We start from the raw sequence: 19,556 nt of genomic DNA on the forward strand, positions 1-19,556 counted from the left end.
GGGCCATGATTTCCCTGGCTTTTGCCTTCCGTCTAAGGATTTACGATGCCTGACTCCGTTGCTGCCAGTCTGCGGCTAGCCCCCGACTTCCTGACCCGCCCCTTCGCCCCCGAACAGTTCAACTTCAGCAGTACCGATGATCTGGAACCCTTCCGCGGCGTGCTCGGCCAGGCCCGTGCGGTGGAGGCCCTGCAGTTCGGCGTGGCCATGCCGCGCGCCGGCTACAACGTGTTCGTCATGGGTGAGCCGGGTACCGGGCGTTTCTCCTTCGTGCAGCGCTACCTCAAGGCCGAGGCCAAGCGCATGGAGACTCCGGCAGACCGCGTCTACGTCAACAATTTCGACGAGCCGCGCGAGCCGCGTGCGCTGGAATTGCCGGCCGGCACCGCGAGCGCCTTCATCGCCGACATCAATCAGCTGATCGACAACCTGCTGGCCACCTTCCCGGCAGTGTTCGAAACGCCGACCTACCAGCAGAAGAAGAGCGCCATCGACCGCTCCTTCAACAAGCGCTACGACCAGGCGCTGGACGTGATCGAGAAGCTCTCGCTGGAGAAGGGCGTGGCCCTGTACCGCGACAGCACCAATATCGCCTTCACCCCGATGGCAGACGGCAAGGCGCTGGACGAGGCCGAGTTCGCCCAGCTGCCGGAGGCCGATCGCGAGCGTTTCCATGCCGATATCGCCCTGCTCGAGGAGCGCCTGAACGAGGAGCTGGCCAGCCTGCCGCAGTGGAAGCGCGAGTCGAGCAACCTGCTGCGTCAGCTCAACGAAGAGACCATCACCGTCGCCCTGCAGCCGCTGCTGGCGCCGCTGTCGGAGAAGTACGCCGAGAACGCCGGCGTCTGCGCCTATCTGCAGGCCATGCAGATCAACCTGCTGAAGACCGCGGTGGAACAGCTGGTGGATGTGGACAAGGCCGACCCGCAGCTGCGCAAGCTGCTGGAGGAAATGTACTGCCCGAGCCTGGTGGTCGGTCATCACGCCCAGGGCGGCGCCCCGGTGGTGTTCGAGTCGCACCCGACCTACGACAACCTGTTCGGCCGTATCGAGTACAGCTCCGATCAGGGCGCCCTGTACACCAGCTATCGCCAGCTGCGCCCGGGGGCGCTGCACCGTGCCAACGGCGGCTATCTGGTGGTCGAGGCGGAGAAGTTGCTCGGTGAGCCCTTCGTCTGGGAGGCGCTCAAGCGCGCCCTGCATTCGCGCCAGCTGAAAATGGAATCGCCGCTGGGCGATTTGGGACGCATCGCCACCGTGACCCTCAATCCGCAGATGATTCCCTTGCAGCTCAAGGTGGTGATCATCGGCTCGCGCCAGCTCTACTACGCGCTGCAGGATCACGATCCGGACTTCCAGGAGATGTTCCGCGTGCTGGTCGATTTCGACGAGGACATTCCCCTGGCCGAAGACAGCCTGGAGCAGTTCGCTCAGCTGATGAAGACGCGCACCTCGGAAGAGGGCATGGCGCCGCTGACCGGCGCCGCCGTGGCGCGTCTGGCCACCTACAGCGCGCGTCTGGCCGAGCACCAGGGGCGTCTGTCGGCGCGCATCGGCGACCTCTTCCAGCTGGTCAGCGAGGCCGATTTCATCCGCCATCTGGCCGGTGAAAGCATCACCGACGTCGGTCATATCGAGCGTGCGCTGAAGGCCAAGGCCACCCGCACCGGGCGCGTTTCGGCGCGCATCATCGACGACATGCTGGCCGGCATCATCCTTATCGACACCAGCGGCGCTGCCGTCGGCAAGTGCAATGGCCTGACCGTGCTGGAAGTGGGCGACTCGGCCTTCGGCGTGCCGGCGCGGATTTCCGCCACCGTCTACCCGGGCGGCAGCGGCATCGTCGACATCGAGCGCGAGGTCAGCCTGGGGCAGCCGATCCACTCCAAGGGCGTGATGATCCTCACCGGTTTCCTCGGCAGCCGCTACGCCCAGGAGTTCCCCCTGGAGATCTCCGCCAGCATCGCCCTGGAGCAGTCCTACGGCTACGTCGATGGCGACAGCGCCTCGCTGGGCGAGGTGTGCACGCTGATTTCGGCGCTGTCGCGCACGCCGCTCAAACAGTGCTTCGCCATCACCGGTTCGATCAACCAGTTCGGCGAAGTGCAGGCGGTCGGCGGGGTCAACGAGAAGATCGAAGGCTTCTTCCGGCTGTGCGAGGCGCGCGGCCTGACCGGCGAGCAGGGGGTGATCATTCCGCATTCCAACGTCAGCAACCTGATGCTCGACGAGCGGGTGCTCGACGCCGTGCGCGCCGGCCAGTTCAACGTCTACGCTGTGCGCCATGTCGACGAGGCGCTGAGCCTGCTGGTGGGCGAACCGGCGGGGCATCCCGACGAGAAGGGCCGCTTCCCCAAGGGCAGCGTCAATGCGCGTGTGCTGGAGCGGCTGCGCGAGATCGCCGAGATCGGTATGGAGGAGGAGGGCAAGCACCTCGAACCGGCCAAGGAAAAGAGCGCAGCCGTTGAGGAGGCAGCCAAACCGGCCAAGGCACCTCGGCGCAAGAAGGGCGAAGGCGAGGGTGCCGCGGGCTGATCAGAACTTGCACGATTGTCCCGAATCACCCGTCACTGGCGGGCGGCGCCTTTTGCTCACGCGTCATGCACAGAGTTATCCACAGAATGCGTGGATAACTTTTGCCTTCACAGTGCGACCGCTCGGGGTGTAGGCTGAAGCCTGGATTCCGCGAGGGTCGCCGCCATGCCGCGCAGCCTCTGCCTTACCCGCCAATGCCTGGGCCTGGTCACTCGTATCGAATGCATGATTCGGCCACTGGCTGGCGACAACGGACGTTGGACCCTGCTCTGTGCCGCCGGCATGTCCGGTGCGCAGCCTTCGGCGATCAGGGCGCAAGGCCCGTTCTACGGGCCTCACGCTGCTGAAGGGGTGCTCGCGGCAATCGCCGAAAGCCTGCTGCAACAAGGCTATGCGGAATGTTCCGAACCGCCCATCTGGCACCTGCATCTGCAGGCGGAGCTGCGCCGTGTCAACGGTGAGCGCCACAGCCACTTCACCCCCTTCCAGCATCACCCCGAGACCGACGGGCAGGGTTGAGCGCGGCGCCTGGCACGCTTTAGCCAGGGCGCTGGCGGTCGGCTTTGGCGCGGGCGGCGCAGGGGTTATCCACAGTGTTTCGAGATGCTTCTGCTGCTGCGCCCCGCTGGGTATACTCGCGCGCATTTCCGCTCCCCCCTCAGTGAGTTGTCCATGGAACGCTTTCTCGAAAACGCGATGTACGCCTCGCGCTGGCTGCTGGCGCCTATCTATTTCGGCCTGTCCCTCGCCCTGCTGGCCCTGTCGCTGAAGTTCTTTCAGGAAATCTTCCACATCCTTCCGCATGTGTTCGCCAAGAGCGAATCCGAGCTGATCCTGGTGCTGCTGTCGCTGATCGACATGGCGCTGGTCGGCGGCCTGCTGGTGATGGTGATGATTTCCGGCTACGAGAATTTCGTCTCGCAACTGGACATCGACGAAGGCAAGGAAAAGCTCGACTGGCTCGGCAAGATGGACTCCGGCTCGCTGAAGATGAAGGTGGCCGCCTCCATCGTCGCCATCTCCTCGATCCACCTGCTGCGCATGTTCATGGATGCCCAGCAGATCGATAACGAGAAGCTCATGTGGTACGTGATCATGCACATGACCTTCGTCGTCTCGGCCTTCGCCATGGGTTATCTGGACAAGCTGACCAAGCACGACCACTGATCCGCCTCGTCTGCCTGACTGCCGCCCGGCCGTTGTCTAACGGACGGGCGGTTTTCGTTTGGCCTTGCGCTTTCTGAGTGTTGTACAAAGATTTGCTTTGTAGATATTTTTGTATAACTTTGCGGGGCGCGAGGAAACATCATGAATTTGCACGATCTATCCACCCACGCCCAGGCCGGGCGTATCGACGAACTCAATCTGATCTCCCTGGAAGGCGGCATCTATCTGCTTGAGGCGCGGATGGAGGGGCGTGCTCACCCGATTCTCGATGAGCAGGGCAGCACCCTGAACCTGCGGTCGGTGGAGCATGCGCGTGACGTGCTGCAGGAAATGCCGACGCTGCCGTTCTTTCTGGTGCACAGCTCGGTGCACGACGAGATGTGCGGCATGCCTTCGGCAGACAATAGCCTGCGCGTGCCCATCGCCATTCGTTCTTCCTGGTGAGCGCTGACGCCATGTCGGCAGCGCCGGGGCCTGCCGACTCGGGCACACGCCGCCTGATCCTGGTGCTGGGCGATCAGCTCACCCCGGCACTGGGCGCGCTGGCGCAGATCGACGCGCGGCATGATCGGGTGTTGCTGGCCGAGGTGATGGAGGAGGCCAGTCATGTGCCGCATCACCCGAAGAAGATCGCACTGATCTTCAGCGCCATGCGCCATTTCGCCGAAGCCCTGCGCACGCAGGGCATCCAGGTGCATTACGTGACTCTGGACGATCCCGACAACAGCGGCTCCTTGCCCGGCGAACTGCAGCGCTGGACGCAGCGGCTGAATCCCGCCGAAGTGCACCTGACCGAGTGTGGCGACTGGCGCCTGGAACAGTCGCTGCGCCACTGCGGCGTGCCGATCCACTGGCATCAGGACAGCCGTTTTCTCTGCACGCGCGAGGCCTTCGCCGCCTGGGCGAAGGATCGCAAGCAGCTGCGCATGGAGTTCTTCTACCGCGAGATGCGCCGCACCAGTGGCCTGCTGCTCAATCCCGACGGCACGCCCGAAGGCGGCGCCTGGAATTTCGATGCCGACAACCGCAAGGCGCTGCCCAAGGAGGTGCGCCCACCCACGGCATGGCGCATCGAGCCGGACGCCATCACGCGCGAGGTGCTGGCGTTGGTCGGGCAGCGTTTTACCGAGCACTACGGCAGCCTGGAGGGTTTCGACTACCCGGTGACCACCGAGCAGGCCGAGCGTCTCTGGCAGCATTTTCTCGCCAACGGCCTGGCCGAGTTTGGCGATTACCAGGACGCCATGGCCGATGACGAGCCGTTTCTCTTTCATTCGCGCATCAGCGCCGCGCTGAACATCGGCCTGCTCGATCTGCGGCGGGTCTGCGCCGAAGTCGAGGCGGCTTATCGTGCCGGCGACGTGCCGCTGAACGCCGCCGAAGGTTTCATTCGCCAACTGATCGGCTGGCGCGAATACGTGCGCGGCATCTACTGGCTGCGCATGCCGGAGTACGCCGAAGGCAACGCCTTCGGCAATTCACGGGCGCTGCCCGAGTTCTACTGGACCGGCCGGACGCGCATGAACTGCATGCGCCAGGCCATCGGCCAGACCCTGGAGCATGCCTACGCCCACCATATCCAGCGGCTGATGGTCACCGGCAACTTCGCGCTGCTGGCCGGCATCGCGCCCAAGGCCATCTGCGACTGGTACCTGGCCGTGTACATGGACGCCTTCGACTGGGTGGAGCTGCCCAACACCCTGGGCATGGTGATGCACGCCGACGGTGGCTATCTCGGTTCCAAGCCCTACTGCGCCAGCGGCCAGTACATCAAGCGCATGTCCAACCATTGCCAGGGCTGCAGCTACAAGGTGAGCGAGAGCACCGGGGAGGCGGCCTGTCCGTTCAACGCGCTGTACTGGCACTTCCTCATGCGCCACCGCGAGCGGCTGGAGCGCAACCCGCGCATGGGCATGGTCTACCGCAACCTGGCGCGGATGAACGAGGCCAGGCAGCGGGCGCTGTGGGACTGGGGCGAGCGCCTGCTGGCCAGGCTCGATGCGGGAGAGGTGTTGTGAAAAAGAGTGAGCTGCCGGTGAAGACCTGCGCGGTCTGTGGCCTGCCGTTCACCTGGCGCCGGAAATGGGCGCGCTGCTGGGACGAAGTGCGCTACTGCTCCGAGCGCTGCCGGCGCGGACGCAGGGTGGGCAGCGATACGAGTGCCAGGTCCGGCCCCTGAGGCCGTGACGCCAGGCCGGGCATCTGTGCTAGTCTGGCCGGCCTTTTTGCAGCCCCAAGCGGAGCCTTTCATGTCCGAATTCACCTTCAGCCCCGATCTGTCCTCCGACGAGGGCCGCGTCAGCTACGGCATCGGCCGCCAGCTCGGCGGTCAATTGCGCGACAACCCGCCGCCTGGCGTCGACCTGAGCGCCATCCTCGCCGGCCTGACCGACGCCTTCACCGGCCAGGCCAGCCGCGTGTCCGAGGCCGAGCTGGGCGCCAGCTTCAAGGTCATCCGCGAAATCATGCAGGCCGAAGCTGCTGCCAAGGCCGAAGCCGCTGCCGGCGAAGGCCGCGCCTACCTGGCCGAGAATGCCAAGCGCGAAGGCGTGACCGTGTTGCCGTCCGGCCTGCAGTACGAAGTGCTGGTGGCGGGCGAGGGCGCCAAGCCGTCGGCCGACGATCAGGTGCGTACCCACTACCACGGTACCCTGATCGACGGCACCGTGTTCGACAGCTCCTACGAGCGCGGCCAGCCGGCGGAATTCCCGGTCGGCGGCGTGATCCCGGGCTGGGTCGAGGCGCTGCAACTGATGGGTACCGGCAGCAAGTGGCGCCTGCACGTGCCGAGCGAGCTGGCCTACGGCGCCCAGGGCGTCGGCAGCATCCCGCCGCACAGCGTGCTGGTATTCGATGTCGAGCTGCTCGACATCCTGTAAGGCCTCTCGGTGTCGGTGCGCACGGCGCACCCGACTGGAGAAATGCAAACGGGGCGCCCCATCAAAAGGGCGCCCCGTTTGCGTTAGGTAGGGTGCGCCGTGCGCACCGGGTTGGCATGGAGCGCCGCTATTTCAGCGAAGGTTCGCTCGTTTAGCGTTTCAGGGCCGCAACGCCCGCGCATAGCAGAACAGAAACAGGCTGCGCACCAGCTCCTTGAGCACGATGGGTTCGCTGGAGGTGAGCTCGTGCAGGTCCAGATCGCCCTGGTCGCGCAACTCGTCCAGGGCGTCTTCTTCGAGCATGGCGCAGACCTCGCCGGTTTCGCGGTTGAGGATGCGCAGATAGGGATGCGGGCGGTCCAGCCAGGCATCGATCAGGTAGGTCATGGCAGGTCTCCTTGGCCGTCTTTACGTAACTGAGAATAATTCCTATTACATAAATAGCAAGGGTTAATTACGACCTTCTGTCGTGCGCCGGCCGTAGGGGGGCGTGGCCGCCCAGGTTGTGCGCACCGCTTCCGAGGTACCGGGGAGGCGGTGCGCACGGCGCACCCTACGGTGAGTCGCCTCTCCCGCGAGGGAGAGGCGCGGGTGCATCAGTGAACGGGCACGGCCTGCGCCTGCGGCTCGGCATCCGGCTTGGCCAGCAGGCTGTAGACGCAGGGCAGGACGAACAGGGTGAACAGCGTGCCGACGCTCATGCCGGTGGCGATCACCAGGCCGATGTCGAAGCGGCTCACCGCACCGGCGCCGCTGGCGAGGATCAGCGGCACCATGCCGAACACCATCGCCGCGGTAGTCATCAGCACCGGGCGCAGGCGAATGGCCGCCGCTTCCTCGATGGCCTCGCGCAGCGGCAGGCCCTTCTCGTGGCGCAGCTGGTTGGCGAACTCGACGATGAGGATGCCGTGCTTGCTGATCAGGCCGATCAGCGTCACCAGGCCCACCTGGGTGTAGATGTTCATGGTGGAGAAACCGAGGAAGATCGGGATCAGCGCGCCGCAGATCGACAGCGGCACGGTGACCAGGATCACCAGCGGGTCGCGGAAGCTCTCGAACTGCGCGGCCAGCACCAGGAAGATGATCGCCAGGGCCAGGGCGAAGGTGACGAACAGCGCGCTGCCTTCCTGGATGTACTGCCGCGAGGCACCGGCGTAGTCGAAGCTGTAGCCGCGCGGCGCTTCCTCGCGGGCGATGGCGGTGATGGTGTCGATCGCCTCGCCCTGGCTGACGATGGGCACGCCTTCGATGATCGCCGAGTTGAGCTGCTGGAACTGCTTGAGCTTGGTCGGTCGGGCGCGGTCGCTGAGGCTGATCAGGGTGCCCAGCGGCACCATGGCGCCGCTCTCGCTGCGCACGTGGTAGTTGTCCAGCCAGCCCGGATTGTCGCGGTAGGCGCGCTCGACCTGGGCGATCACCTTGTAGCTGCGCCCGTCGATGGTGAAGCGGTTGATCTCGCCCTCACCGAGCAGGCTGGCCAGGGTGGCGCCCAGGTCTTCCATGGACACGCCCATCTGTGCGGCCTTGGCGCGGTCGATGTCGACCACGATTTCCGGCTTGTCGAAGGCCAGGTCGATATTGAGGAAGGCGAACTTGCCCGACTCCAGCGCGCGCGCCTTGACCCGTTCGGCCACCTGCAGCAGCGACTCGTAGTCGTTCGGCGTGTTGACCACGAACTGGAACGGCAGGCCCTCGCCGGTGCCGGGCAGGGACGGCAGGTTGAAGCCGAAGATCTGCAGGCCGGGGATGTGGTTGAGCCGCGCCTGCACCTCCGGAAGGATCTCCATCTGCGTGCGTTCGCGGTCGTTCCACGGCGTCAGCAGAAAGCCGCCGATGCCCGACTGCACGCCATCGAAACCATTGATCTGGAACGAGGAGTAGTACTCGGGGAAGCTCTTGAAGATCTCCACGAACTGGTCGGTGTAGGCGTTGACGTAGTCGAGGTTGGTCGGCTGCGGCGCGTTGGCGAAGAGGAACACCACGCCCTGGTCTTCCTCGGGCGCCAGCTCGCTCTCGGTGAAGCTGAGCAGCACCGGGATCAGCGCCATGACGATCACGCCGAACACCACCACCACCGGGCGGGTGTTGAGGGTGCCGTGGAGCATCTTCTGGTAACGCTGCTTGAGCCGGTCGAAGATCATGTCCAGGCGATGGGCCAGCCCCGAGGGGTTCTCGTCGTGACGCAGCAGCTTGGCGCACATCATCGGCGACAGGGTCAACGCGACGATGCCGGAGATGATCACCGCGCCGGCCAGGGTCAGGGCGAACTCCTTGAACAGCGCGCCAGTCAGGCCTTCGAGGAAGCCGATGGGGGCGTACACCGCAGCCAGGGTGATGGTCATCGACACCACCGGCACGGCGATTTCGCGCGCACCCTCGATGGCCGCGTCGAATGGCGTCTTGCCCTCCTCGATATGGCGGTGGATGTTCTCAACCACGACGATGGCATCGTCCACCACCAGGCCGATGGCCAGCACCATGGCCAAGAGGGTAAGGAGATTTATTGAGTACCCCATCAGCTGCATAAAGAACAGCACGCCGATCATCGACAGCGGGATGGTGATCACCGGGATCAGTACCGAGCGGAATGCACCGAGGAACAGGAACACCACGACGATGACGATCAGCACCGCCTCGACCAGGGTCTTGACCACCTCGTCGATGGACGCCTGGATGAACAGGGTGGCGTCGTAGGCGATGGCCACCTTGAGGTTCGGCGGCAGCTGAGCCTCCAGTTCAGGAAGGATGCCGCGCACTTCCTTGATCACGTCCAGCGGGTTGGCGCTCGGCGTGCCCTTGATGGCGATGTACACCGAGGGAATGCCGTCGAACGAGCTGATCGAGTCGTAGTTTTCCGCGCCCATTTCCACTCGGGCGATGTCGCGCACCAGCACGCGGGTGTCCCCCAGCGTCTTCACCGGAATGGCGCCGAAGGCCTCGGCGGACTTCAGGTCGGTGCTGGCGTTGATGCTGGTGACCACATACTGGCCCTTCACCTCGCCGGCGGCGGAGAGGAAGTTGTACTTGCGCACCGCGCTGTTGAGGTCGCCGGCGGTGATGCCGTAGGCGGCCATCTTCACCGGGTCCAGCCACAGGCGCATGGCGAACACCTGGTTGCCGAGGATCTGCGCCTCGGCCATGCCGGGCAGGGTGGCCAGCTTGGGCTGGATCACGCGCGACAGGTAGTCGGTGATCTGCGGGTTGGACAGCTCGTCGCTGTAAAAACTGACGTACATCAGCGCCGAGGCGTCGGCCGCTTCCTTGGACAGCACCGGGTCCTCGGCGTCCTGCGGCAGCTGGTTCTTCACCTCATTGGCCTTGGCCAGCAGCTCGGTGAACAGGCGGTCGGTGTCGGCGCCGATATGGGCATAGATGGAAATGGTCGACAGGTTCTGCTGGCTCGACGAGGTCATGTAGTCGATGCCTTCGGCACTGGCCAGGCTCTGCTGCAGCGGCTGGGTGATATAGCCCTGGATGGTCTCGGCATTGGCCCCGGGGTAGGCGGTGGTGACCGTGATCAGGGCGTTCTCCATCTGCGGATACTGGCGGATGCTCAGCTTGCTGAAGGCCTGAAAGCCGAGCAGGACGATCAGCAGGCTGACCACGGTGGCCAGCACCGGGCGGCGGATGAAAGGATCGGTAAAAGCCATAAGGATTTCCTTGGCCGCCCTGCGGCGGCCTGTCTATCAGCAGTTGCGCGCGTTCTACTGCCTCTCCCGTTCATGGGAGGGGCCGGGGAAAGGGCGGAGTCAGCGTGCCCGTTTTCCCTCTCCTGGCCTCACCCCGAAGGGGCGAGGACTGTTTGCATTCGGCGCAGGCTTAATTGAACAGCATGACAAATTGCAGCGAAGTTACTGCGTGGTGGCGGCAGCCTGGATCGCCAGCGCCGGATCCTCGACCACCTCGACATGGGCGCCGTTGTCCAGCTTGAGCTGGCCGGAGGTAACCACCTGCTCGCCGGCCTGCAGGCCCTTGACGATCACCACGCGCCCGGCACGCCGTTCGCCGGTCTCGACGAAGCGCCGCTCGACCGTCAGCTGCGTCTTGCCGCCTTCGTCCTTGACCGGTTGGCCATCCTCGCCGCGCTTCTCGTCGATGACGTACACCGAGTTGCCATAGAGGGTGTAGGTGATGGCGGTTTCCGGCACCACGATCTTCGCCTCGTCATCGGGCAGCAGCACCTCGAGGTTGGCGAACATGCCCGGCAGCAGCTTCTCGTCCGGGTTGCTCAGGGTGGCGCGCACCTGCAGGTTGCGGGTCTCGTTCTCCACCTTGGGGTTGATCGCGGCGATCTGCCCTTCGAAGGTCTCGCCCGGATAGGCCGCCACGCCCACCAGCACGCGCTGCCCCACCTGCAGCTGCGGTGCGCGCTGCTCGGGCAGGAAGAAGTCGACGTGCAGGCGCGACAGATCCTGCAGGGTGGCGATGGCGGCGCCCGGCGAGAGGTAGTCGCCGGTGTCCACCTGGCGGATGCCGATGGTACCGGCGAAGGGCGCGAGCACGCGTTTCTTGTCCAACTGCGCCTTGAGCTGGGAGACCGTGGCCTCGGCCTTGAGCAGCTCGGCGTTGAGGCGGTCGAACTCGCTCTTGGAGATGTTCTGCCGGCTCACCAGGCTGCGCCCGCGCTCGAACTCGACCCGCGCCAGGCTGCGCACCGCCTCGGCGGTGGCCAGGTTGGCGCGTTCCACTTCGCTGTCGAGCTGGATCAGCGGCTGGCCGAGCGTGACCTTCTGCCCGGACTCGAACAGCACCGCACTGACGATGCCGTCCACTTCGGCAGCCAGGTCCACACCCTGGAACGCCTTGAGCGTGCCGATGGCTGGCAGGCGGCCCTGCCAGGGCTGCTCTTCGGCCAGGGCGGCGGAAACGCTGATGGCCGGCTGCGGCGCCGAGAACATCTGGATCTGCTGATAGATGGAGAAGCCTTTGTAGGCGGCGAGGGCGAGTACCACGACGAGTACGACGCCGAGCATGATGAGCATGCGGCGGAGCAACATATTCCGTTTCCTTGGCGAGCAGGGTAGGGCCTGGGAATAGGCAAGATAGGCACCTTAGTGCCAGAGCGGGACGCTGTCAAAGCGCCGTTTTATCGGTGATTGCACCGTGCTGGCACTTCCCTGTGCCGGTGTTCTGCCGGGGTCAGGAGCCCAGGCGGCGGGTCACTTCACCGAGCTGGCCGGACAGGTCGCGCAGGTTGTGGCTGGCGATCTGGGTACGCTCGACGTTTTCCTGGTTGGCGCTGGCGATGGCGGTCAGTTCGGTGAGGTTGCGCGAGATGTCCTCGGCCACCGAGGTTTGCTCTTCGGCTGCCGTGGCGATCTGCCGGTTCATGTCGCGGATCGCCTCCACCGCACCGGTGATGCGTTGCAGCATGGCGCCGGCCTCGGTGACCTGGGTCACCCCCTGCTCGCTGCGCTGCTGGCCGCTCTCGATGGCGCGCACGGCGTTCAGCGCGCCGCTCTGCACGGTATCGATGATCTGGTTGATCTCGGCGGTGGACTCGGCGGTGCGCTGCGCCAGGGTGCGCACCTCGTCGGCCACCACGGCGAAGCCGCGGCCCTGTTCGCCGGCCCGCGCCGCTTCGATGGCGGCATTGAGCGCCAGCAGGTTGGTCTGCTCGGCGATGCCGCGGATCACTTCCAGCACCTTGCCGATGCGCCCGCTGTCGCTTTCCAGACGGCGGATCACCTCGGCTGTGTTGGCGATCTCGCCGCGTATGTCGGTGATTGTGGCGATGGTCGACTGCATCACCTTGCCGCCCTGGCGTGCCGAGTCGTCGGCATCGTCCGCGGCATGCGCCGCCTCGGCGGCGTGGCGCGCCACCTCCTGGGCGGTGGCGGACATCTCGTGCATGGCGGTGGCGACCTGATCGGTGCGCTCGAACTGCTCGCTGACGCCTTCGGTCATGCGCGAGGCGATGGCGTTGAGCTCGCCGCTGGCATTGTCGAGGTTGCGCGTGCTGTGGTGCAGGCGCTCGGTGGTGCTGGCGAGGAAATCGCGCAGGGTATTGGCGGCGCGCGCCAGCAGGCCCAGCTCATCCTGGCGGGTGCTGTCCACGCGCTGGCCGAACTGGCCATGGCTGAGCTGATCGACATGGCCGATCAGATGGCGGATGGGAATGATCAGGTTGCGGTTGACCAGCCACAGGCTGAACACGGCGATGACCAGCGCGGCGGCAAGCATCAGCAGGGTGCCGGCGAGAATGGTGCGCTCGGCGCTGGCATTGATCTGCTCGGCCTGGCTCAGGCTGTTCTGCCGCAGCTGTTCGACCAGCGCGCTCATCTGCTCGCTGGTGGCGCGGTCGATACCGCGCACGGCCTCGTCACCGGCCTTGGGATCGGCCCCGGCGGCGACGAAGGCGTCGCGCCCCTTGCGATAGTTGCCGCCGAGCGCCTGGTGCTCGCTGCGCAAGCGCTCGACCTGCGTTCTGAGCGTCGGGTCGGCCGCGGCTACCTGCGTCAGTTGGCCGAGAATGTCCTGCACCTTGCGCTCCTGCGCCTCGAACTGGCCCCAGTAACGTTGCAGGTTGGCGCTGTCCTGGCCGCGCAGCAGCACGTTCTTCCATTCCTGTACCTGAATCTTGAATTCGACGTTGGCGGCGTCGATCAGGCGTGAGGACTCCAGCGGACCGTCGAGCAGGCCGCGGTAGGACTGGATGCCGCCGGAGAGAAAGCTGAAGCAGGCCAGGGCGGTGATCAGGATCAGCGCCAGGCTGCCACCGAGCAGGGCGAGAATCTGCGCGCGCAGGGATTTTTGGAACATGGGTCACGCCTCGGAGATGGGGTGGTGGGGCTTGCCAGTCTGACGGCCGTGGATGTCAGTTCAGCGGATGTCCCTATCGTCCGGCGCCACGCCAGCCTGGAAGCTGGCCTACACAGTATAGGCGGGCAAAAAGAGTGATGGCACTTTGCTCTGAAAATCTGCCCCCACCTGCACGCCCAGCCTCGCGTAGGCTGCGCCACGCGCACCAGGGACCGGGCAGTGCTACCAAGCAGGCCGTTGGCTGGCGCGCAATTTCCAGCAGACGGTTCACCAGGCCGCCGCCTCTCCCATCGCAAGAGAGACGGCGTGATTCAGGTGCGCAGGATCTCGTTGATCGCGCTGGGTCTGGGGCGCAGGGCGCTGAACACCTGCCACAGCACGAAGGCCAGGGCCAGGCCGAGGAAACTGCCGGCGATGGGGTTGGTGACGAAGTCCATGAAGTCGTTGTCCGACAGCATCAGCCCGCGGCGCAGGTTGGTCTCGGCCATCGGCCCGAGGATGAAGCCGATGATGAAGGGCGCCGCCGGCATGCCGGCCTTGACGAAGCCGTAGCCGAGCAGGCCGAACAGCAGGATCGACCAGACGTCGAACAGGCGGCTGGACAGGCCGAAGGCGCCGACCACGCAGAGCACCAGGATGATCGGCAGCAGGATGTGCTTGGGCACGTCGAGCAGCTTGATGAACAGGCGCAGGCCGTAGAACTCCATGAACAGCATGATCACCGTGGCCACGATCAGCGCGGCGAAGATGGTGTACACCAGCGGGCCCTGGCTGACGAACAGCAGCGGGCCGGGCTGGATGCCGTGGATCAGGAAGCCGCCGAGCAGGATCGCGGTGACGGTGTCGCCGGGAATGCCCAGGGTCATCAGCGGCATCATTGCGCCGCCGACGCCGGCGTTGTTGGCGGTCTCGCTGGCCACCACGCCGCCGATATTGCCCTTGCCGTAGCTGTGCGGATCCTTCGCGCGCTTCTTCGAGATGATGTAGGCCAGCAGGTTGGAGGTGCCGGCGCCGATGCCCGGCAGGATGCCCACGCCCAGGCCGATCAGCCCGGAGCGCCCGGCATTGGGCAGTTGTTCGCGAAACTCCTTGAGCGAGAAGCCGAAGCCCTTGATGTGCTTCATGCTCACCGACTTGGCCTTGCCCTGCACGGCATGACGACCGGTTTCGGCCAGCTTGATGATCTCGGCCACGGCGAACATGCCGATCATCACGGTGAGCATGGAGAAGCCACCGTTGAGTTCGCTGAAGCCGAAGGTGAAGCGGCGCACGGCCTCCACCGGCGCGATGCCGACGGTGGACACGGCGATGCCCAGGGCGCCGGCGAACAGCCCCTTGAGCATGGAGCCGGCCGACAGCGTGGCGATCAGGGTCAGGGAAAACACCGCGATGGCGAAGTATTCGTGCGGGCCGAAGCTCAGCGCCACCTTGGCCAGCTGCGGTGCGATGAACATCAGCGCCACCACGCTGAAGATGGTGCCGAGAAAGGAGAACACGATGCCCACGCCCAGCGCCTTGACGCCCTGGCCCTGCTCCATCAGCGGGCCGCCGTCGAACACCGTGGCGATGGATGACGGCGTGCCGGGAATCTTCAGCAGAATCGCCGAGATCAAGCCGCCGGAGGTGGCGCCGATGAACAGCGCCACCAGCAGCGACAGACCCGCCTGCGGGCCCATGGTGAAGGTCAGCGGCAGGCACAGGGCCACGGCCATGGTGGCCGAGAGGCCGGGTACCGCGCCGAACACGATGCCCACGGCGACGCCGACGAACATCAGCATCAGGATGTTGAGCGAGAAGACGGCACCGAAGCCTTGCTGCAGTAATTCGAGCATGGTCGATCCTCAGAGGAAGTGGTTCAGCAGGCCGGCGGGCAGCATCAGGTCGAAGGCCTCGCGGAACAGCAGGAAGATCACCGCCGCGGTGACCAGCGCGATCAGGGCGTAGGTGAGGTGGCTGACCTTGTGACCCACCGGGGTCAGCACGATGAACTGCAGATACAGATACACCGCGGTCATGATCGGAAAGCCCACCGGGCCCAGCAGCGCCATGTAGCCGAGAATCAGCCCCAGGGTCTTGAGCACGGTCCTGGGCTCGCTGGTGGCCGGCGGCACCGGGCTGGCAACGCTCCCGCTGGCTGCCGGCGTGCTTGGCGCCGCGTTCCGGGGCTTGTGGCTGAAGGCGCTGAACAGCTGCATCACCCCCAGTAGCGAGAGGAAGGCGGCAAGCAGCGTGGGCAGCGTGGCGGCGTCGATGCCCGCGTGCCCCGGCAGTCGATAGGCCATCGCCATGTAGACGATGCCGGCGCTCAGCATGGCGATGCCGATGAGCAGTTCTTTCTTGTTCGCAGTGTTCATCGCGTACCTCGATGTTCTGAGGTGCAGCGCCGCCAGTCATCGCGGGCGGCGGCGCTGCGTCAGGGCTTACTTGGCCTTGCGCAGCTCATCCTTGAACTGCATGAAGTCGTCGCGGGTCTTGGCCAGGATCGCCCTGGACTCTTCGGTGCCATGGAAGGCCACCGGCTGCTTGAACTTCTTCAGGTCCTCGGCGTACTCGGGGATCTCGCTGATCTGCTTCATCAGGTCGGCCATCTTCTTGACGATGGCCGGGTCGGTGCCTTTCGGGAAGGCGACCACGTAGGGCTTGTCCATGGTGATGTCGAGGCCCTGTTCCTTGAGCGTCGGCACGTCGCCGAGCATGGCGTTGCGCTCGGCGTTGGGCTGGCCGAGGGCGACCATCTGCCCGCCCTGGACATAATCCTGCACCGAGCCGTAGGTGATGGCGCCCATGTCCAGACGGCCGCCGAGCATGCCCACGACGCGGTCGGCGACGGTGCCGCCGTCGACCATCTTCAGCTTGATGCCGGTGAGCTTCTCCAGCATCAGGCCCTGCAGGTGGGAGAAGCTGCCCATCTCGGTGCCGTAGGTGATTCTGCCCGGGTTGGCCTTCGACTTCTCGATCAGGTCCTGCATGCTGGTCACGCCGGACTGCTTGGAGGCGACGAACACCGTGCTCTTGTCGACGCCGGCGATGCAGGCCACGTCGAAGGTCTCGAAGCTGTCCTCGGTCAGCCCGGCCACCTCGTTGACGATCAACTGGCCCGGGTGGGTGAAGAGCAGGGTGTTGCCGTCCGGTGCGGCGCCCTTGACCTGCTCGGCCGCCAGTGTACCGCCGCCGCCGGCGACATTGGTCACCACCATGCTCCTGCCGGTGAGCTGGTTGAAGTACTTGGCCATCATGCGCGCGTTGAAGTCGGTGTCGCCGCCGGGGTTGGCGATCACCACCACCTGCACCGGGCGTGTCGGCCATTTGACCTCGTCGGCGAAGGTGGCGGAATGGGCGAGCAGGGCACCCATGCCGAACAGGGCAGAGAACAGAGAGGCACGGAATGTTTTTTTCATTGGAATACTCCGGGGTGAATGGCGGCCGCTTGAATCAGTCGCGGCCGAGGCTGGGGCGCTTCGGGTGGTATTGCCAACCCGGAACCAGGTACTGCATGGCCATGGCGTCGTCGCGCGCGCCGCTGGCCACCTTCTTGTACAGCTCGTGGGCGGCCATGATTCGCTGCATGTCCGGCTCGATGCCGAGGCCGGGCTTGTCCGGCACCTGTACCTGACCGCCGACGATGCGCAGCGGTTCACGGGTCAGGCGCTCTTCGCCTTCCTGCCAGATCCAGTGGGTGTCGATGGCGGTGATGCGCCCGGGCACGGCGGCGGCGGCATGGGTGAACATGGCCAGGGAAATGTCGAAGTGGTTGTTGGAATGCGAGCCCCAGGTCAGGCCGAATTCCTCGCACACCTGGCCGAGGCGTACGGCGCCCTGCATGGTCCAGAAGTGCGGGTCGGCCAGCGGAATGTCCACGGCCTCCAGGCGCAGCGAGTGGCCCATCTGCCGCCAGTCGGTGGCGACCATGTTGGTGGCGGTGGGAATGCCGGTGGCGCGCTTGAATTCGGCCATCACCTCGCGGCCCGAGTAGCCGTTTTCCGGTCCGCAGGGGTCTTCGGCATAGGCCAGCACATGACCCTGGCCCTTGCACAGGGCGACGGCTTCGTCCAGCGACCAGGCGCCGTTGGGGTCGAGGGTGACCCGGGCATCGGGGAAGCGCGCCTTGATCGCGCGGATCGCCTCCATCTCCTCGGCGCCGCGCATCACCCCGCCCTTGAGCTTGAAATCGGCGAAGCCATAGCGCGCGCGGGCGGCCTCGGCCAGGCGGGCGATGGCGTCCGGCGTCAGCGCGGCCTGGTGGCGCAGGTGATACCAGTCATCCTCGGAGCCTTTGCCGGCCAGGTAGGGCAGGTCGGCGCGCTGGCGTTCACCGATATAGAAGAGGTAGGCAAGCATCGGCACGCGCTGGCGCTGCTGGCCGCTGCCGAGCAGCTCGGCCACCGGCACCTCGAGGTGCTGGCCGAGCAGATCCAGCAGGGCCGCTTCGACCGCGGTGATCACGTTGTCCAGGCGCAGGTTGATCTCGTGCGGCTGCTTGAGTACCCGTGCTTCGGCCTCCGAGGTGACCTGATGCTGGGTGGTCTGCGGTCCCTTGGCCGGCCCGGCGATGGCCTGGCGCAGATCGTTGAGCACGCGGTTGTAGCGGCCGACCGACTGCCCGATCACCCGTTCGCGGCAGCGCTCCAGCGCCTGGCGGATGCCCTCGCCACCCGGCACCTCGCCGCAGCCGGTGCGCCCGGCGTTGTCCTTGAGCAGCACCAGGTTGCGGGTGAAGTAGGGGGCGTGGGCGCCGCACAGGTTGAGCAGCATGCTGTCACGGCCGGCGACCGGGATGACCTGCATGTCGACGATACGGGGTGTGCTGCTGGGGGAGGCTTGGTGCATCTTGGCTGGGGCTCCGAACGTGGCGCGGCCCTCGGCCGCTATGGCGAAGGGACGGTTCAGTCGTGCATCGGCATCGGCAATGGGGCCGAGCCGTGGGCGGGGGCGGCAGCGAGGGCGGCGTCGCGAGCGCCGTGCAGGCGGCTGGCGGCCCATGAGCCTGTGCATTGGCAGCGAATGGCGGCAGTGAAGGTCGATGACATGACCTGGCCTCGTTTGTTTTTATAGGGTTGTCATATGTTGTCGTATGACTTGATGAAATTAGTATCAGCCTGCTCCTGGCCTGTCAACGCTCCGCATGGCTGTGGGCAAGGTCGGCGTGCGTCATGGGTTTGTCAGCTGCTGCTCTGGTTCGAGCGTTGAGACGTCAGGCTGGGGAGCAGGGGGCGGCGAAGAGCTTCGACGAATGGGCGATACGAAAACTGGTGTTTTTTTTATTGTTGTACGATAACGTATCTCTACGGCTTCGCCTGAGGCTATTTCTCACAACTCGCTCTACAGGGTGTTCGCATAATGAATCCACAAGAACTCAAGTCCATCCTCTCGTCCGGTCTGCTGTCCTTTCCGGTGACCGATTTCGATGCCGCCGGTGATTTCCACCAGGCCGGCTACGTACGCCGTCTCGAGTGGCTGGCGCCCTACGGTGCCTCGGCGCTGTTCGCCGCCGGTGGCACTGGCGAGTTCTTCTCCCTGGCGCCGGACGAATACAGCGCCGTGATCAAGACCGCCGTGGACACCTGCGAGAAGTCCGTACCTATCCTTGCTGGTGTCGGCGGCCCGACCCGCGTCGCCATCCAGATGGCGCAGGAGGCCGAGCGCCTGGGCGCCAAAGGCCTGCTGCTGCTGCCGCATTACCTCACCGAAGCCTCGCAGGAGGGCGTTGCCGCGCACGTCGAGCATGTGTGCAAGGCGGTGAAAATCGGCGTGGTGATCTACAACCGTAACGTCTGCCGCCTCAATGCTCGCCTGCTGGAGCAGCTGGCCGAGCGCTGCCCCAATCTGATCGGCTACAAGGATGGCCTGGGCGACATCGAACTGATGGTGTCGATCCGTCGCCGCCTGGGCGAGCGCCTCACCTACCTCGGCGGCCTGCCGACTGCCGAGGTCTACGCCGCGGCCTACAAGGCCCTGGGCGTACCGGTGTATTCCTCGGCCGTGTTCAATTTCATTCCGAAAACCGCCATGGCGTTCTACAAGGCCATCGCTGCCGACGATCAGGCCACGGTTGGCAAGCTGATCGACGATTTCTTCCTGCCCTACCTGGACATCCGTAACCGCCGTGCCGGTTACGCCGTGAGCATCGTCAAGGCCGGTGCGAAAATCGTTGGTTACGATGCCGGCCCGGTGCGTGCGCCGCTGACCGACTTGCTGCCGGAGGAGTACGAAGCC

The 19,556-nt window shown here is 65.4% G+C and carries 16 protein-coding genes; 8 read left to right on the forward strand and 8 right to left on the reverse strand.

Translation table 11 applies throughout. The annotated features are described in order from the left end of the window. The first annotated feature begins 45 nt into the window (after positions 1 to 45). The 7 genes from N7333_RS09740 (at position 46) to N7333_RS09770 (ending at position 6,581) form a co-directional block, all read left to right on the forward strand. Positions 46 to 2,535 carry an ATP-binding protein gene (locus tag N7333_RS09740; protein WP_279858752.1) on the forward strand — a complete coding sequence of 830 codons (2,490 nt, stop codon included), beginning with the start codon at positions 46 to 48 and terminating at the stop codon, positions 2,533 to 2,535. 165 nt (positions 2,536 to 2,700) lie between these two features. Then, positions 2,701 to 3,054: a hypothetical protein gene (locus N7333_RS09745; protein ID WP_129483459.1), complete on the forward strand. Its 354-nt coding sequence runs from the start codon at positions 2,701 to 2,703 to the stop codon at positions 3,052 to 3,054. A 153-nt stretch (positions 3,055 to 3,207) separates the two neighbouring features. Beyond that, positions 3,208 to 3,702, forward strand: coding sequence for a TIGR00645 family protein (locus N7333_RS09750; protein WP_041772823.1), 495 nt, complete (start codon positions 3,208 to 3,210; stop codon positions 3,700 to 3,702). A 141-nt stretch (positions 3,703 to 3,843) separates the two neighbouring features. Further along, positions 3,844 to 4,146 (forward strand): DUF6482 family protein, encoded by a 303-nt coding sequence (locus tag N7333_RS09755; protein WP_003241532.1) that lies wholly within the window; start codon positions 3,844 to 3,846, stop codon positions 4,144 to 4,146. 11 nt (positions 4,147 to 4,157) lie between these two features. Beyond that, the gene (locus N7333_RS09760; RefSeq protein ID WP_129483529.1) at positions 4,158 to 5,720 is read left to right on the forward strand and encodes a cryptochrome/photolyase family protein; all 1,563 of its coding nucleotides are present in this window, start codon (positions 4,158 to 4,160) and stop codon (positions 5,718 to 5,720) included. Next, complete coding sequence (locus tag N7333_RS09765; RefSeq protein ID WP_003241536.1) at positions 5,717 to 5,881, forward strand: DUF2256 domain-containing protein; 165 nt, start codon at positions 5,717 to 5,719, stop codon at positions 5,879 to 5,881. The genes N7333_RS09760 and N7333_RS09765 overlap by 4 nt, the downstream gene beginning before the upstream one ends. A 70-nt stretch (positions 5,882 to 5,951) precedes the next feature. Next, complete coding sequence (locus N7333_RS09770) at positions 5,952 to 6,581, forward strand: FKBP-type peptidyl-prolyl cis-trans isomerase (RefSeq protein WP_003241537.1); 630 nt, start codon at positions 5,952 to 5,954, stop codon at positions 6,579 to 6,581. Positions 6,582 to 6,740: 159 nt separating this feature from the next. On the opposite strand, the gene N7333_RS09775 is transcribed toward N7333_RS09770, so the two are convergent. The 8 genes from N7333_RS09775 to N7333_RS09810 form a co-directional block, all read right to left on the reverse strand. Then, a complete protein-coding gene (locus N7333_RS09775; RefSeq protein WP_003241539.1) occupies positions 6,741 to 6,968 on the reverse strand; it encodes a hypothetical protein in 228 nt (75 codons plus the stop codon). Positions 6,969 to 7,177: 209 nt separating this feature from the next. After that, positions 7,178 to 10,231 (reverse strand): multidrug efflux RND transporter permease subunit, encoded by a 3,054-nt coding sequence (locus N7333_RS09780; protein ID WP_279858753.1) that lies wholly within the window; start codon positions 10,229 to 10,231, stop codon positions 7,178 to 7,180. Positions 10,232 to 10,432: 201 nt separating this feature from the next. After that, the gene (locus tag N7333_RS09785; protein ID WP_129483461.1) at positions 10,433 to 11,578 is read right to left on the reverse strand and encodes an efflux RND transporter periplasmic adaptor subunit; all 1,146 of its coding nucleotides are present in this window, start codon (positions 11,576 to 11,578) and stop codon (positions 10,433 to 10,435) included. Positions 11,579 to 11,720: 142 nt separating this feature from the next. Then, positions 11,721 to 13,343 carry a methyl-accepting chemotaxis protein gene (locus N7333_RS09790; protein WP_129483462.1) on the reverse strand — a complete coding sequence of 541 codons (1,623 nt, stop codon included), beginning with the start codon at positions 13,341 to 13,343 and terminating at the stop codon, positions 11,721 to 11,723. 311 nt (positions 13,344 to 13,654) lie between these two features. Continuing rightward, positions 13,655 to 15,175, reverse strand: a complete 1,521-nt coding sequence (locus N7333_RS09795) for a tripartite tricarboxylate transporter permease (RefSeq protein ID WP_129483463.1) — start codon at positions 15,173 to 15,175, stop codon at positions 13,655 to 13,657. A 9-nt stretch (positions 15,176 to 15,184) separates the two neighbouring features. Further along, positions 15,185 to 15,697, reverse strand: a complete 513-nt coding sequence (locus N7333_RS09800) for a tripartite tricarboxylate transporter TctB family protein (RefSeq protein ID WP_129483464.1) — start codon at positions 15,695 to 15,697, stop codon at positions 15,185 to 15,187. Between the two features lie 66 nt (positions 15,698 to 15,763). Beyond that, complete coding sequence (locus tag N7333_RS09805; protein ID WP_129483465.1) at positions 15,764 to 16,741, reverse strand: tripartite tricarboxylate transporter substrate binding protein; 978 nt, start codon at positions 16,739 to 16,741, stop codon at positions 15,764 to 15,766. A 34-nt stretch (positions 16,742 to 16,775) separates the two neighbouring features. Beyond that, on the reverse strand, positions 16,776 to 18,170 hold the full coding sequence (locus N7333_RS09810) for an enolase C-terminal domain-like protein (protein WP_129483466.1): 1,395 nt from the start codon (positions 18,168 to 18,170) through the stop codon (positions 16,776 to 16,778). Positions 18,171 to 18,680: 510 nt separating this feature from the next. On the opposite strand from N7333_RS09810, the gene kdgD reads away from it, so the two are divergent. Beyond that, on the forward strand, positions 18,681 to 19,556 hold an 876-nt coding region (kdgD, locus tag N7333_RS09815), incomplete at its 3' end, for a 5-dehydro-4-deoxyglucarate dehydratase (protein WP_279858756.1).

The organism is Pseudomonas sp. GD04158 (genome assembly GCF_029834875.1).
Taxonomy (GTDB): Bacteria; Pseudomonadota; Gammaproteobacteria; order Pseudomonadales; family Pseudomonadaceae; genus Aquipseudomonas; species Aquipseudomonas hydrolytica.